The sequence below is a fragment of the Paraburkholderia sp. CI3 genome (assembly GCF_050436505.1).
Taxonomy (GTDB): Bacteria; Pseudomonadota; Gammaproteobacteria; order Burkholderiales; family Burkholderiaceae; genus Paraburkholderia; species Paraburkholderia tuberum.
Map to the genome: position 1 here is coordinate 2,590,001 of NZ_JBNDMI010000004.1, position 14,894 is coordinate 2,604,894.

The following is a 14,894-nucleotide window of genomic DNA, read 5'->3' on the forward strand; positions in this document are numbered from 1 at the left end:
GCCGCCCGCGCCCGGCATGATCCCGAGCTTGATTTCCGGTTGACCGAACTTCGCCGTGTCGGCGGCGAAAATGATGTCGCACATCATCGCCAGTTCGCAGCCGCCGCCGAGCGCGAAGCCCGCCACCGCGGCAATGATCGGCTTACGGATCGAGCGAACCGTTTCCCAATTTCGCGTGATGTAGTCGCCCTTGTAGACATCCATATAGGAGTACGACGCCATCAGCCCGATGTCCGCACCGGCCGCGAACGCTTTCTCGCTGCCCGTCACGACGATTGCGCCAATCGACTCGTCGCCGTCGAACTCGCGCAACGCTGCGCCTAGTTCGTCCATCAGCGCGTCGTTCAGTGCATTCAGAGCCTTCGGACGGTTGAGCGTAATCAGTCCGACCCGTCCCCGCGTCTCAACCAGAATGTTTTCGTAAGCCATGCCGCCTCCATAAGGGTTAATCGCACGCGAAAAACGCTTCGCGCATCGTCTGTGGTGATGCTACCATTCCCCAACCAACCGGTCGGTCAATTATTCGACAGGTATTTCCCCAACGTACAGCCGAGCCTCTTTGCCATGACACATCCGCTATTCACCAAGCACGAAGACACGCTGCACAAAGCGCTCGCCGCGCTCGAAACGCGCGGCTACTGGAGCCCGTTCGTCGAGATGCCCAGTCCGAAAGTGTACGGGGAAACAGCCAACGCGGACGGCGAAGCCGCGTTCAAGGCGCTTCTAGACAAAACGTTCGACCTGGACCAACCGTCGACGGGAGAGACCGTCGGCGCAGAGGTTTCGCCGTTCGGCTTCCAGCTCGGCGTGCGTTACCCGAAAGCCGACCCGAGCGCGCTCATCGCCGCATCTGCCGCGGCGCAACGCGATTGGCGCGCCGCCGGCTCGCAGGCATGGATCGGCGTGAGCCTCGAAATCCTCGCGCGCCTGAATCGCGCCAGCTTCGAGCTCGGCTACAGCGTGATGCACACGACCGGTCAGGCGTTCATGATGGCCTTCCAGGCAGGGGGCCCACACGCGCAGGATCGCGCGCTCGAAGCGGTCGCGTATGCCTGGGATCAGCTGCGCCGTATTCCCGCCGACGCGCACTGGGAAAAGCCGCAAGGCAAAAACCCGCCGCTCGCGATGCACAAGCGCTACACCGTCGTGCCGCGCGGCATCGGCCTCGTGCTCGGCTGCTGCACATTCCCGACGTGGAACGGCTATCCGGGCCTGTTCGCCGATCTGGCCACCGGCAACACGGTGATCGTCAAGCCGCATCCGGGCGCGATCCTGCCGCTCGCGCTGACCGTGCGCATCGCGCGTGACGTGTTGCGCGAAGCGGGCTTCGATCCGAACGTCGTCACGCTGCTGGCCACCGCCCCGAACGACGGCGCCCTCGTCCAGCAACTGGCCCAGCGCCCCGAGATCAAACTGATCGACTTCACGGGCAGCACCCAGAACGGCACCTGGCTCGAGCGCAACGCGCACCACGCGCAGGTCTACACCGAAAAAGCTGGCGTCAATCAGATCGTCATTGACTCGGTCGACGACATCAAGGCGGCCGCGCGCAACATCGCGTTCTCGCTGGCGCTCTACTCAGGCCAGATGTGCACCGCGCCGCAAAATATCTACGTACCGCGAGACGGCATTCGCACCGCGGAAGGCACGCTCAGCTTTGACGATGTCTCCCAGGCGCTTGCCGGCGCGGTGCAAAAGCTCGTCGCCGATCCGGCCCGCGCCGTCGAACTGCTCGGCGCGATCCAGAACGAAGGCGTCGTGCAGCGCATCGACGAAGCCGCCGGGCTCGGCCGCGTTCTCGTCGCGAGCCAGACGCTCGACCATCCGTCCTTTCCGGGCGCTCGCGTGCGCACACCGCTCGTATTGCAACTCGACGCCTCGACCGACCGCGCCCAGTTCACGAGAGAATGGTTCGGGCCGATCTCGTTCGTCATCGCGACGGACTCGACCGCGCAGTCACTCGACCTCGCTGGCGACATTGCTGCCGAGCACGGCGCGCTAACGCTGGCGGTCTACAGCACGGACGACGCCGTGCTCGACGCCGCGCACGAAGCGTCGATCCGCGGCGGCGTCGCACTGTCGATCAACCTGACCGGTGGCGTGTTCGTCAACCAGTCCGCGGCTTTTTCGGACTTTCACGGCACCGGCGCCAACCCGGCCGCGAATGCCGCGCTTGCCGATGCCGCTTTCGTCGCCAACCGCTTCCGTGTCGTTCAAAGCCGCGTTCATGTTGAACCGAAAGCGGCGCCCGCGGTAGCTGGCTGAACGGCATAAGAAGGCTTCAGCACAACGCACGACTTCGTCCTATGCCGTTCGGCGGATGGACCGAGTCGTGCGCTCTGACTAACATCAGACATCGGATCGGCATCACGCGCCGACGCTAGTCGAGCGACCGTGCCCATCGGCCAAAGAGAGTTTGAGGAGACACCCCATGTCATATGAAGCGATCCGGCTGGACATCGACTCATCGAGCCACGTCGCCATCATCACGCTGAACCGCCCGGACAAGCTCAACAGCTTCACGCGCGCGATGCATCAGGAACTCGGCGCGGCACTCGACCAGGTCGAAAAGTCCGGCGCCCGTGCGCTCGTGCTCACCGGCGCGGGACGCGGCTTCTGCGCCGGCCAGGATCTCGCCGACCTCGATTTCACGCCCGGCGCGATGACCGACCTCGGCGCCGTGATCGATGAATACTTCAATCCGTTGATCCGCCGTCTGCAAGCGCTACCGTTTCCGGTGATCGCCGCGGTCAACGGCACGGCCGCCGGCGCGGGCGCCAATCTCGCGTTGGCCTGCGACCTGGTGCTCGCAGCTCGCTCCGCGAGTTTCATCCAAGCGTTCGTGAAGATCGGCCTCGTGCCGGATTCGGGCGGGACGTGGTTCCTGCCGCAACGCGTTGGCATGGCACGCGCGCTCGGCCTCGCGATCACCGGCGACAAGCTCAGCGCCGACACAGCCGAAAGCTGGGGCTTGATCTGGCAAGCGCTCGACGACGCCGAACTGGCTCCGGCCGCGGCAAAACTCGCTGCCCAGCTTGCCCAGCAACCGACGCGCGCGATCGCCGCGATCAAGCAGGCGATGCGTGCCGGCACGACGCAAACGCTCGACCAGCAGCTCGATCTCGAGCGTGATCTGCAGCGCCAACTAGGCGCCTCGCACGATTACGCAGAAGGCGTGCAGGCATTTATCGAAAAGCGCGCGCCGCGCTTCGAGGGGCGTTGAGATGTCCACGCAAACCACCCGCCCCGACCAGATGACTGCCGACGAACTCGCCCGCGCGACAGCTGCCGCGATGTACGAAAGCGACGCCTGCAGTCGCGCGCTCGGGCTCGAGATTCTCGAAGTGCGCCCCGGCTATGCGCGGCTGCGCATGGCGGTGCGCGACGACTTCCTGAACGGCCATCAGATCTGCCACGGCGGCCTGATCTTCACGCTCGCCGATTCGACCTTCGCGTTCGCCTGCAACACCTACAACATCAATACGGTTGCCGCCGGCTGCTCGATCGAATACCTCCGGCCGGTCTACGGCGGCGACGTGCTGAGCGCCGAAGCGGTCGAGCAGACATCGAGCGGGCGCACTGGCATCTACGATATTCGCGTCACGAATCGCGCCGGCGAGACCGTCGCGATGTTTCGCGGCAAGTCGGCGCAAATCAAGGGCAACCTGATTCCCGCCGGCGACTAACATTGAGCGGCGGCAAGCCAGAGCCGCCCTCGCGGACAACTGTCTGCGCGGCTCTCTGACGCCAACGCGTTACATATCAGACTCAGATACTGAGGCAGCAAGGAGACATTCGATGAGCACCGCTCTTCCGCTCGATCCGATCGAGACCGCCAGCCGCGACGAGCTCGCCGCGCTCCAACTCGAACGGCTCAAATGGTCACTCACCCATGCGTATGAAAATTCGCCGGTGTACCGGCGCAAGTTCGACGAAGCCGGTGTTCATCCGGGCGATGTCAAGTCGCTCGCGGACCTCGCGCGCTTTCCGTTCACGACGAAGAAGGATTTGCGCGACAACTATCCGTTCGGCATGTTCGCGGTGCCGCAGGAGCAGATTTCGCGAATCCATGCATCGTCTGGGACGACCGGCAAGCCGACCGTCGTCGGCTATACGGCGCGCGACATCGACACGTGGGCGAATCTCGTCGCCCGTTCGATACGCGCCGCCGGCGCGAAGCGCGGCGACAAGGTGCACGTGAGCTACGGCTACGGCCTCTTCACGGGCGGCCTCGGCGCGCATTACGGCGCCGAACGCGCGGGGCTCACCGTGATTCCGTTCGGCGGTGGTCAGACCGAAAAGCAGGTGCAGCTGATCCAGGACTTCCGGCCGGACATCATCATGGTGACACCGAGCTACATGCTGTCGATCGCCGACGAACTCGAGCGCCAGGGTATCGACCCGGTTAGCTGCTCATTGCGCATCGGCATCTTCGGCGCTGAGCCGTGGACCAACGAAATGCGCGAGGCGATCGAAAAACGCATGGGCATCGACGCGGTCGACATCTACGGTCTCTCCGAAGTGATGGGGCCGGGCGTCGCCTCGGAGTGCGTCGAGACCAAAGACGGCCCGACGATCTGGGAAGACCATTTCTATCCCGAGATCATCGACCCCGAAACGGGCGAGGTGCTGCCCGATGGCGAACTCGGCGAACTCGTGTTCACGTCGCTGACGAAAGAAGCGCTGCCGATCATCCGCTACCGCACGCGCGATCTCACGCGCCTGCTGCCGGGCAGCGCCCGCACGATGCGGCGTATGGAAAAAATCACGGGCCGCTCGGACGACATGATGATCGTCCGTGGCGTCAATGTGTTTCCGACGCAGATCGAAGAGTTGCTGCTCAAGCAGCACGCGCTCGCGCCGCACTATCAGATCGTACTGACGAAGGAAGGGCCGCTCGACGTGTTGACGCTGAACGTCGAACCGTGCCCCGAAAGCGCGCCGGATACTTCCGCGCTAACCACCGCGAAAAACGCGCTGGCGTACGACATCAAGGCGCTGATTGGCGTAAGCGCGGTGGTGAACGTGCTGGCCGTGAATGGGATCGAGCGCTCGGTGGGCAAGGCGCGGCGGGTGGTCGACAAGCGCAGATCGGGGCTCTAAGTCAGGCAACCGGCAACGACGCGCAGCGTAAGAGCCCAACAAAAAACGGCGTCACGCACGGATCCTGATCCAAACGTGACGCCGATTTCCACGACTTCTATTAACGGCTTCGCGGCAGCCTCCAACCCGCCTCCCGAAAACCGCTGTAACTCAAACGGCAGCCACGCTTCCACCTGCGCCCCACCGCCTCACGAATTCGGCAGCAACAACCACATCCGGCCACCCTGCTTCATCTTGCCAGCCAGATCACCGGCATCGTCGCCGAGGCCCCAGAAGTAGTCGGCGCGCACGCCGCCTTTGATCGCGGTGCCCGTGTCCTGCGCGAACACGAGGCGGTTCATCGGCGAGTTCGTCAGCGGCCGCGTGGTCTGCAGGAACACCGGCGTGCCGAGCGGAATCGCGCTCGGGTCGACCGCAATCGAGCGCTCCGGCGTCAGCGGCACGCCGAGCGCGCCGATCGGGCCGTCCGCGCCGCCGCTCGGCATACGTTCGGCCGACGGCATCTCGCGAAAAAACACGAAGCGCGGATTGGTGTCGAGCAATCCATCGACGCGCGTCGGATTCGCGCGTGCCCATGCCTTGATGCCCTGCATCGTCGCCTGCGCGGGTGTGATCTCGCCATGATCGAGCAGCCAGCGCCCGATCGACTTGTACGGCTGATCGTTGGTACCGCCAAAGCCGACGCGCATCACACTGCCGTCTTCCATCACGATGCGCCCGGAGCCCTGCACCTGCAAAAAGAATGCTTCGATCGGGTCGTCGACCCACACGAGTTCGTTGCCGCTGAGCGCGCCCGAGCGTTCGAGTTGGGCGCGCGCCGGCAACGGCGCCCCCGCGCGATAGCCGGCGGGCCAGCGGTACAGCGCGGTCTGATATACCCCATGCCGCGTGCGCGAGCCCCGCAGCAGTGGCTCGTAGTAACCGGTGACCAGACCGTCGAGCGTGCCGTCGCTATTCGCGAGCTGGAACGGCGTGAAGTAGGCTTCGAAGAAGGCGCGCGCACCGGTGACGTCGAGATCGTCGATTTGCGCGGCGGCCGCGCATGCACGCGACCAGTTCGGCTGACGCGCGAGCCTCGTGCAGTTTTGCCGCAACGCGGCCGTCGCGCCGATCAGCGAGTCGTCCTGCCAGCCCGGCACCTGCTGCCACGCAACCGCGGTCAAGCGCGACGACGCGATCTGGCCGGGGATGATCGCCGCGCCGCTCGGCGGCGAAGGCCGGAGCGCGCCGCCGCCACCGCAGGAGGCAAGCAACACCGCAACCGACAATGCACCGACCCACGCGCCGGCTCGGCGGACAAACCGCATACAATGTTCGTTCTTGATGGAAACCGCCATGTCTGATTTGTTCGACGAATACCCGATGCTCATCTTCGCGCTGGAATCGCTGCTCGCGCTGTTCCTGCTCGTCTTTATCGTTGTGTGGACGTCGTCTGGCAAGAAAAAAGCGCGACGTGCCAAGCCGGCGGAACGGTCCCAACAGCAAAAGCCGCAGTGACCCCGGCCGGCGGGTTGCATACAGAACCGCGCAACCCCTCGTGCATCAAGCGCTCGTCTGAGCGCTCATCCAACCACCCACTCAACTGCCCGCCGCGCCGCGCGCCGATACGAACTCATTAAAGACCGCGCAACACCGCGCCGGTTCAATGCAACGTTCGCGGCATGCGCAACACGAACTCCGGCACCGGCGCCTCGAAGCGCTCACCATCCTCCGCCACGCAGAAGTAATCGCCGCGCATCGTGCCGACCGGCGTCGCGATCACTGCCCAACTCGTGTATTCGAAATGCTCGCCCGGCTTGAGCAGCGGCTGATGACCGACCACGCCCAGGCCTTTGACTTCCTGGACGGTGTTTTCGCTGTCGGTGATGATCCAGTGACGCGCGATCAACTGTGCGGGCACCTGGCCGGTGTTACGGATGGTCAGCGTGTAGGCAAAGGCGTACTGGCGACGCTCCGGGTCCGATTCTTCGGGCAGGTAGTGCACCTGCGCCGAGACGCTGAATTCGTACTGGCTCATCCTGATTCCGATCTGATCAAACGGGCTGTGAAAAATCGTGGAAGGCCCGAACGCCAATGGTCTGCGGGTGCAGCGGCGATGCGGCGCTCATGGAATGGCATTCTGCTTGATGCGCGGCATGGCCGCAACCGGATACGCCTTTCGGCCAGCTGTGTCTAAGACGTTGGGACACGGCTGCTTTGCCGCGCCCAGTCTCCATGTCGTTTTTGCGCCGGCACTTTGCGAAGTTTCATCGCGCGATTCCGCCACGCCAACCGCGGCCAGCGCCCCGGTCTGCAGGCGCAAAACCGGTAAAATGGCGCTTTCCCGCTTGCATCGGCCCCCTGTCATGACGCAATTTCGCATCGCCCCCAGCATTCTCTCCGCCGACTTCGCCCGCCTGGGCGAAGAAGTCCGCAACGTCGTCGCCGCCGGCGCCGACTGGATCCACTTCGACGTGATGGACAACCACTACGTGCCGAACCTGACCATCGGCCCGCTCGTATGCGAAGCGATCCGCCCGCACGTGGACGTGCCAATCGACGTGCACCTGATGGTGCGCCCCGTCGACCGCATCGTGCCGGACTTCGCGAAAGCCGGCGCGAACCTGATCAGCTTTCACCCGGAAGCGTCGGATCACATCGACCGCACGCTGTCGCTGATCCGCGACCACGGCTGCAAGGCCGGCCTCGTGTTCAATCCGGCGACGTCGCTGAACTATCTCGATCATGTGATGGACAAGGTCGATCTCGTGCTGATCATGTCGGTGAACCCGGGCTTCGGCGGCCAGTCGTTCATCCCCGAGGCGCTCAACAAGCTGCGCGAAGCGCGCAAACGCATCGACGCGTACACCGAGCGCACGGGCCGCGACATCCACCTCGAAGTGGACGGCGGCGTGAAGGTCGACAACATCGCGGAAATCGCGGCGGCCGGCGCGGACACGTTCGTGGCCGGCTCGGCGATCTTTGGCCAGCCCGATCACAAGGTCGTGATCGACAAGATGCGCGCCGCCCTCGCGACCGTCCAGCGTTAAAAGCCAGCGCCTCATGACCACTCCGTATCCCGCCCCGACGTTTACCGGCCCGCGCCTCGAAGCCGCGATCATCGACCTCGACGGCACGATGATCGACACGGCCGACGACTTCACCGCCGGCCTGAACGGTATGCTCGCGCAGCTCGACGCGGAGGAAACGACGCGCGAGGAAGTGGTCGGCTACGTCGGCAAGGGTTCGGAGCATCTGATCCGCAGCGTGCTTGCGCCGCGCTTCGAAGCCGAGCACGCGCAAGAGCGCTTCGACGAAGCGCTCGCGATCTATCAGGCCGAGTACGCGAAGATCAACGGCGTGCACACGCGGCTTTATCCAGACGTCGAGGCCGGTCTGCGCGCGCTGCGCGACGCGGGCCTGAAGCTCGCCTGCGTGACCAACAAGCCGCACCGCTTCGCGCTCGAATTGCTGCAGCAGTACCGGCTTGCACCGTATTTCAGCGTCGTGCTCGGCGGCGACAGTCTCGCGAAAAAGAAACCGGACCCGCTTCCGATGCTGACCGCCGCCGCGCAGCTCGGCGTCGAGCCGAGCGCCACGGTGGCGATCGGCGACTCCGAAAACGACGCGCTGGCGGGCCGCGCGGCCGGCATGGCGACGCTGACCGTGCCCTACGGGTACAACCACGGCCAAGCTATACAAACGATAAAATCCGATGGTATAGTTGCCTCGCTGCTCGACGCCGCCAGGGCGATCGCAGCGCATCAATCCACGACTTAACAGTCCTTCATCCTCATGTTTCTGAATAAAAAACGGAGTCTGATTAGCATCGACCGGGGAGCCTGGCCCTGGCGTCGCTGGTCGCGCTAACCTCGCCTGAGGTACGCTGAAGCTCGACTTCGGCAACCGTTTTTTACTTCGCTGCGCTCACGCGCTTTTTCCATCGATCTGTTTTTGCGCAGCTGCATCGGCTGATTGAGCCTGCGCGTACCCGCAAGGTACCGTTGCTCACCCGCACCGCTCGCACGCGCCGATGGAAGACCCGCGCCGGTCGGTATCATTGTGTCGAGAACGTCGACCCGCGCCCCGACCGAAGGCGCTTAGCCCCGCTTTGCCCGACGCTTGCTGCCGCCGGACCACCGTACAGGATCGGAACATGACCGAACTCGAATTCCAGTCCCTCGCCAACGAGGGTTTCAACCGCATCCCGCTGATCGCCGAAGCGCTCGCCGACCTCGAGACGCCGCTGTCGCTGTACCTGAAGCTCGCGCAGACCGAGCGCAACGGCGCGAACTCGTTCCTGCTGGAGTCGGTGGTCGGCGGCGAACGCTTCGGACGTTATTCGTTCATCGGCCTGCCGGCGCGGACTCTCATGCGCACGCGCAACGGCGTGTCGGAAGTGGTCCGCGACGGCAAGGTCGTCGAGACGCACGACGGCGATCCGCTCGCGTTCATCCAGCAATTCCAGGCGCGCTTCAAGGTCGCGCAACGCCCGGGGCTGCCGCGCTTCACGGGCGGTCTCGCCGGCTATTTCGGCTATGACGCCGTGCGCTACATCGAGAAGAAGCTCGCGCACAGCGCGCCGAAAGACGACCTCAGTCTGCCCGACATCCAGCTGCTGCTGACCGAGGAAGTCGCCGTCATCGACAACCTCGCCGGCAAGCTCTATCTGGTGGTCTACGCCGACCCGACCCAGGCTGAGGCCTACACGAAAGCGAAGCACCGTCTGCGCGAACTGCGCCAGCGGCTGCGCGTCACCGTCGAGCCGCCCGTCGTGTCGGCCAGCGTACGCACCGAGATCTACCGCGAGTTCGCGAAAGACGATTACCTGGCGGCCGTGCGCAAGGCGAAGGAATACGTCGCCGCCGGCGAACTGATGCAGGTGCAGGTCGGCCAGCGCCTGATCAAGCCGTACCGCGACAATCCGCTGTCGCTGTATCGCGCGCTGCGCTCGCTGAATCCGTCGCCGTACATGTACTACTACAACTTCGGCGACTTCCACGTGGTCGGCGCGTCGCCGGAGATTCTGGTGCGCCAGGAAAAGCGCGGCGAGGACCGTATCGTCACGATCCGCCCGCTGGCCGGCACCCGTCCGCGCGGCAACACGCCCGAGCGCGATGCCGCGCTCGCTACCGAGCTGCTGAACGATCCGAAGGAAATCGCCGAGCATGTGATGCTGATCGACCTCGCGCGCAACGACGTCGGCCGCATTGCGCAGATCGGCTCGGTGGTTGTGACCGACAAGATGGCGATCGAGAAGTACTCGCACGTGCAGCACATCGTCAGCTCGGTCGAAGGCAAGCTCAAGAACGACATGACCAATTTCGACGTGCTGCGCGCCACCTTCCCGGCCGGCACGCTGTCGGGCGCGCCGAAGGTCCGCGCGATGGAGCTGATCGACGAGCTCGAGCCCGTCAAGCGCGGCCTGTACGGCGGGGCGGTCGGCTATCTGTCGTTCACCGGCGAGATGGATCTGGCCATCACGATCCGCACAGGCGTGATCGCCAACGGCAATCTATATGTGCAGGCGGCCGCGGGCGTGGTCGCCGATTCGGTGCCCGAATCCGAATGGCAGGAGACCGAGAACAAGGCACGCGCGGTAATGCGCGCCGCCGAGCAGGTCCAGGACGGCCTCGATAGCGACTTCTGACCGGAGACACACCATGCTGCTCATGATCGACAACTACGACTCGTTCACCTACAACCTGGTGCAGTACTTCGGCGAACTCGGCGAAGACGTGCGCACCTACCGCAACGACGAAATCACGCTCGATGAAATCGCCAGGCTGAACCCCGAGCGCATCTGCCTGTCGCCGGGCCCGAGCAATCCGCAACACGCGGGCATCACGCTCGACGTGCTGCGCGAATTCGCCGGCAAGACGCCGATTCTCGGCGTGTGCCTCGGCCATCAGGCGATCGGCGAGGCGTTCGGCGGCCGCGTCGTGCGCGCGCAGACCATCATGCACGGCAAGGTCAGCACGATCGAAACCGACTGCAAGGGCGTATTCGAAGACCTGCCGAAGCACTTTACGGTAACGCGCTACCACTCGCTCGCGATCGAACGCGAATCGCTGCCCGACTGCCTCGAAGTATCGGCATGGACTGAAGACGGCGAAATCATGGGCGTGCGCCACAAGGAACTGGCCGTGGAAGGCGTGCAGTTCCACCCGGAATCGATCCTGTCCGAACACGGCCACGCGCTGCTCGAAAACTTCGTCAAGCAGTCAAAGCTCGCCGTCGCCGGCAAGGCCTCGCATCACGCGGCGCCGCGCAATGCCTGACACAAGGAGAGACGAGATCATGTCCATTACGCCCCAGGAAGCCTTGCAGCGGACCATCGAGCACCGCGAGATTTTTCACGACGAAATGCTGCATCTGATGCGCCTCATCATGCGCGGCGAGCTGTCGCCCGTGATGTCGGCGGCGATCATCACCGGCCTGCGCGTCAAAAAAGAGACCATCGGCGAAATCACCGCGGCCGCCACGGTGATGCGTGAATTTGCGCGGCACGTCGACGTGCAGGACAACTCGAACTTCGTCGATATCGTCGGTACCGGCGGCGACGGCGCGCACACGTTCAACATTTCCACCGCGACGATGTTCGTGTCGGCCGCGGCGGGCGCGAAGGTCGCAAAGCACGGCAATCGCGGCGTATCGAGCAAGTCGGGCAGCGCGGACGTGCTCGAAGCGCTCGGCGTCAACATCGATCTGCAGCCGGAGCAGGTTGCGGCATCGATTGCGGAAACGGGCATGGGCTTCATGTTCGCGCCGAACCATCATCCGGCGATGAAAAACGTCGCGCCGGTACGCCGGGAACTCGGCATCCGCACGATCTTCAATATCCTCGGGCCGCTCACCAATCCGGCCGGCGCGCCGAATCAGCTGATGGGCGTGTTTCACCCCGACCTCGTCGGCATTCAGGTGCGCGTGATGCAGCGCCTCGGCGCCAAACACGTGCTCGTCGTGTACGGGATGGACGGCATGGACGAAGTGTCGCTCGGCGGCGCCACGCTGGTCGGCGAGTTGCGCGACGGCGAGATCCGCGAGTACGAGATCCATCCGGAAGACTTCGGCATGCAGATGGTGTCGAACCGCACGCTCAAAGTCGCCGACGCGGGCGAGTCGAAGGTCATGCTGCTCGACGCGCTCAGCAATAAGCCCGGCGTCGCGCGGGAAATCGTCACGCTGAACGCCGGCGCGGCACTCTATTCGGCGAACGTCGCGGCCACGATTGCGGACGGCATCGAACTCGCGCGCGAAGCGATCGCGAGCGGCAAGGCACGCGCGAAGGTCGACGAACTGGTGCGCTTCACCCAGCAATTCAAGCAGTAATCACGTAGCGAGACATTTATGAGCGACATCCTCGACCGCATCATCGCGGTCAAACGCGAAGAAGTCCGGGCGGCCGAGCAAAGCGTGCCGCTCGAAGAACTGCGGCTCGAAGCGTCGTCGCGCGATCTCCGCGACTTCGTCGGCGCATTGCGCGCCAAGCACACGGCGGGTCTCGCCGCGGTGATCTCCGAAGTGAAGAAGGCGAGCCCGTCGAAGGGCGTGCTGCGCGAGCACTTCGTGCCGGCCGACATCGCGCGTTCGTACGAGAAGCACGGCGCGGCGTGTCTGTCCGTGCTGACCGACGTGCAGTTCTTCCAGGGCAGCGTCGCCTATCTGCAGCAAGCGCGCGCCGCGTGCCAGTTGCCGGTGATACGCAAGGACTTCATCGTCGATCCGTATCAGGTGGTCGAAGCACGCGCGATGGGGGCCGACGCGATCCTGCTGATCGCCGCCGCGCTCGAAACCGCCGAGATGCAGGACCTCGAAGCGCTCGCGCATTCGCTGGGTCTCGCGGTGCTCGTCGAAGTGCACGACAGCGATGAACTCAAGGAAGCGCTGACGCTGAAGACGCCACTGATCGGCATCAACAACCGCAATCTGCGCACCTTCGAAACCTCGCTCGACACGACGCTCGGTATGCTCGACGCGATTCCCGACGATCGCATCGTCGTGACCGAATCGGGCATCCTGTCGCGCGACGACGTCGAGCGCATGCGCGCACGGAACGTGCATACCTTCCTCGTCGGCGAAGCGTTCATGCGCGCGGACGAGCCGGGCGTGGAACTCGCGCGGATGTTTTTCTGAGCGTCGTATCGACGTATCGACGTATCGACGTATCGACGTATCGACGTATCGGCGTATCGGGCGCAGAGAAATCCGCGCAACAAGGACACCCAGCATGGGCATGGAACGCGAAATCAAGCTGGCGCTGCCGGCTTCGCAGGTGGAGGCGGCGACGCAGTGGTTCGCCGCGCGCGCCGGCAAGAACGGACGCGCGATCAAGCTCGTGAACATTTACTTCGATACGCCGCAGTTGACGCTGGCGTCGTCAAAGAGCGCACTGCGTCTACGGCAGACCCCGGACGGCTGGCTGCAGACCTTCAAGACGGTCGGCACGGCGACGAACGGCTTGCATAGCCGGCACGAATGGGAATTGCCGGTCGCGGGCGCGAAGCTCGAAATCGAATCGTTGCTGAGCGCTTGCGACGAACCCGCCGCCGCGGATGCACTGAAACAGGCCGCGCCTGCGCTGATCGAGCTGTTCCACACCAATTTCACGCGCACGCTATGGCTGCTCGACTCCAACGGCGCTCAGATCGAGGCGGCGATCGATCAGGGCGACGTGCTTGCCGAAGTCGACGATGAAGCGCGCCGCGCGCCGATCTCGGAGATCGAGCTCGAACTGAAATCGGGCGACGAAGCGGCGCTTCACACGCTTGCCGCCGAACTCGGCAAACGGATTGCCGGCCTCGCGCCGGATGACATCAGCAAGGCGCAGCGCGGGTATCGGTTGCGCGCCGGGTGAGCGCGTTGCCCGAAACCCGCGGCACCTCATGCGCTCGCTTGCCGCAACTTGAGCTAGTCCGCGTTTGCTGCGACACTTCCCCGCCATGACCTCCGCTTCCCGCACCCGCTCCAGTTTGCCGCAGGCATCGCTGTTCGACGAGGTCGCGCCCGCCCCGGCCTCCGCCGCCCCCACCGCCGCCCCGCCCACGCTCGAAGCACAATTCGCCGCGCTACCAGCGGCCTGGCGCGCACACCTGAAACCCTTCATCGACAGCGACACCTACGCGCCGCTGTGCCGCTTCGTCGACGGTGAGCGTGCCGCCGGCAAAACGATCTATCCGGCCGACGTGTTCCGCGCGCTCCGCCTGACGAGCCCCGACGAAGTGAAAGTCGTAATCCTCGGCCAGGATCCGTACCACGGCGAAGACCGCGGCACGCCGCAGGCGCACGGTCTCGCGTTTTCGGTCGCGCCGCACGTGCGGCCGCCACCGTCGCTGCGCAACATCTTCAAGGAAATCGCCGCGAGTCTCGGTCACCAGACGCCGCAGCACGGTTGCCTCGACAGCTGGGCCAAACAGGGCGTGCTGCTGCTGAACACGGTGCTGACCGTCGAGCGCGACAGCGCCGCGAGCCACGCGAAACGCGGCTGGGAGAAATGTACCGACACGCTGATCCACGAACTCGCGACGCGGCATCAGAACCTCGTCTTCATGCTGTGGGGCGCGCATGCGCAGGCGAAGCGCGCGCTACTCGGCGGCAAGTCGCACTATGTGCTGGAGGCGCCGCATCCGTCGCCGCTGTCCGCGCATCGCGGCTTTCTCGGTTGCGGGCATTTCGCGAAGGCGAACGAATATCTGTTGCAGCACGGCCGGGAGCCGATCGACTGGCGTCTACCGGACGACGCGCAAATGCTTGCGTGAGAGCGTCGTCGTCAGAAGATTGCGATACACAACGAAAACGCCACGGAGGGTGAA

16 protein-coding genes (1 of these 16 cut by a window edge) are annotated in these 14,894 nt (G+C 64.6%); 13 read left to right on the forward strand and 3 right to left on the reverse strand.

The window, feature by feature from the left end:
- A protein-coding gene (locus OKW29_RS33360) for an enoyl-CoA hydratase (RefSeq protein ID WP_429293991.1) crosses the window boundary here: on the reverse strand, positions 1-429 show its 5' portion. It extends 348 nt beyond the left edge of the window; the window shows 429 of its 777 coding nt (coding positions 1-429); it begins with the start codon at positions 427-429; its stop codon lies off the left edge, out of view.
- Between the two features lie 135 nt (positions 430-564).
- Here OKW29_RS33360 and paaN point away from each other — a divergent pair, with 135 nt between their 5' ends.
- From paaN to paaK, 4 genes are all read left to right on the forward strand, one after another.
- Positions 565-2,265 (forward strand): phenylacetic acid degradation protein PaaN, encoded by a 1,701-nt coding sequence (gene paaN, locus OKW29_RS33365; protein ID WP_184070514.1) that lies wholly within the window; start codon positions 565-567, stop codon positions 2,263-2,265.
- 166 nt (positions 2,266-2,431) lie between these two features.
- Positions 2,432-3,223 (forward strand): 2-(1,2-epoxy-1,2-dihydrophenyl)acetyl-CoA isomerase PaaG, encoded by a 792-nt coding sequence (paaG, locus tag OKW29_RS33370; RefSeq protein ID WP_184070516.1) that lies wholly within the window; start codon positions 2,432-2,434, stop codon positions 3,221-3,223.
- 1 nt (position 3,224) lies between these two features.
- Positions 3,225-3,686: a hydroxyphenylacetyl-CoA thioesterase PaaI gene (gene paaI / locus OKW29_RS33375; RefSeq protein ID WP_184070518.1), complete on the forward strand. Its 462-nt coding sequence runs from the start codon at positions 3,225-3,227 to the stop codon at positions 3,684-3,686.
- A gap of 112 nt (positions 3,687-3,798) precedes the next feature.
- A complete protein-coding gene (gene paaK / locus OKW29_RS33380) occupies positions 3,799-5,103 on the forward strand; it encodes a phenylacetate--CoA ligase PaaK (protein WP_184070520.1) in 1,305 nt (434 codons plus the stop codon).
- Positions 5,104-5,291: 188 nt separating this feature from the next.
- Here paaK and mltA read toward each other — a convergent pair whose 3' ends face one another.
- On the reverse strand, positions 5,292-6,410 hold the full coding sequence (gene mltA / locus OKW29_RS33385) for a murein transglycosylase A (RefSeq protein WP_429293992.1): 1,119 nt from the start codon (positions 6,408-6,410) through the stop codon (positions 5,292-5,294).
- A 16-nt stretch (positions 6,411-6,426) separates the two neighbouring features.
- Between mltA and OKW29_RS33390 the strand changes: the two genes are divergently transcribed.
- Positions 6,427-6,600 (forward strand): hypothetical protein, encoded by a 174-nt coding sequence (locus tag OKW29_RS33390; RefSeq protein WP_167368587.1) that lies wholly within the window; start codon positions 6,427-6,429, stop codon positions 6,598-6,600.
- A 145-nt stretch (positions 6,601-6,745) separates the two neighbouring features.
- On the opposite strand, the gene apaG is transcribed toward OKW29_RS33390, so the two are convergent.
- Positions 6,746-7,120: a Co2+/Mg2+ efflux protein ApaG gene (gene apaG / locus OKW29_RS33395; protein ID WP_184009102.1), complete on the reverse strand. Its 375-nt coding sequence runs from the start codon at positions 7,118-7,120 to the stop codon at positions 6,746-6,748.
- A 328-nt stretch (positions 7,121-7,448) separates the two neighbouring features.
- Between apaG and rpe the strand changes: the two genes are divergently transcribed.
- The 8 genes from rpe to OKW29_RS33435 all read left to right on the forward strand — a co-directional run bounded on the left by rpe (position 7,449) and on the right by OKW29_RS33435 (position 14,840).
- Complete coding sequence (gene rpe / locus OKW29_RS33400; protein ID WP_018420129.1) at positions 7,449-8,132, forward strand: ribulose-phosphate 3-epimerase; 684 nt, start codon at positions 7,449-7,451, stop codon at positions 8,130-8,132.
- A 13-nt stretch (positions 8,133-8,145) separates the two neighbouring features.
- Complete coding sequence (locus OKW29_RS33405) at positions 8,146-8,862, forward strand: phosphoglycolate phosphatase (protein WP_184052422.1); 717 nt, start codon at positions 8,146-8,148, stop codon at positions 8,860-8,862.
- 376 nt (positions 8,863-9,238) lie between these two features.
- Positions 9,239-10,732 (forward strand): anthranilate synthase component I, encoded by a 1,494-nt coding sequence (gene trpE, locus OKW29_RS33410; protein WP_429293993.1) that lies wholly within the window; start codon positions 9,239-9,241, stop codon positions 10,730-10,732.
- Between the two features lie 13 nt (positions 10,733-10,745).
- Positions 10,746-11,363 (forward strand): aminodeoxychorismate/anthranilate synthase component II, encoded by a 618-nt coding sequence (locus tag OKW29_RS33415; protein ID WP_184065689.1) that lies wholly within the window; start codon positions 10,746-10,748, stop codon positions 11,361-11,363.
- 19 nt (positions 11,364-11,382) lie between these two features.
- Positions 11,383-12,414 (forward strand): anthranilate phosphoribosyltransferase, encoded by a 1,032-nt coding sequence (gene trpD, locus OKW29_RS33420; RefSeq protein ID WP_184070524.1) that lies wholly within the window; start codon positions 11,383-11,385, stop codon positions 12,412-12,414.
- A gap of 18 nt (positions 12,415-12,432) precedes the next feature.
- Positions 12,433-13,218 (forward strand): indole-3-glycerol phosphate synthase TrpC, encoded by a 786-nt coding sequence (trpC, locus tag OKW29_RS33425; protein WP_090802017.1) that lies wholly within the window; start codon positions 12,433-12,435, stop codon positions 13,216-13,218.
- A 94-nt stretch (positions 13,219-13,312) separates the two neighbouring features.
- Positions 13,313-13,939 carry a CYTH domain-containing protein gene (locus tag OKW29_RS33430; RefSeq protein ID WP_429293994.1) on the forward strand — a complete coding sequence of 209 codons (627 nt, stop codon included), beginning with the start codon at positions 13,313-13,315 and terminating at the stop codon, positions 13,937-13,939.
- Between the two features lie 85 nt (positions 13,940-14,024).
- A complete protein-coding gene (locus tag OKW29_RS33435) occupies positions 14,025-14,840 on the forward strand; it encodes a uracil-DNA glycosylase (protein ID WP_429293995.1) in 816 nt (271 codons plus the stop codon).
- Positions 14,841-14,894 lie beyond the last annotated feature (54 nt).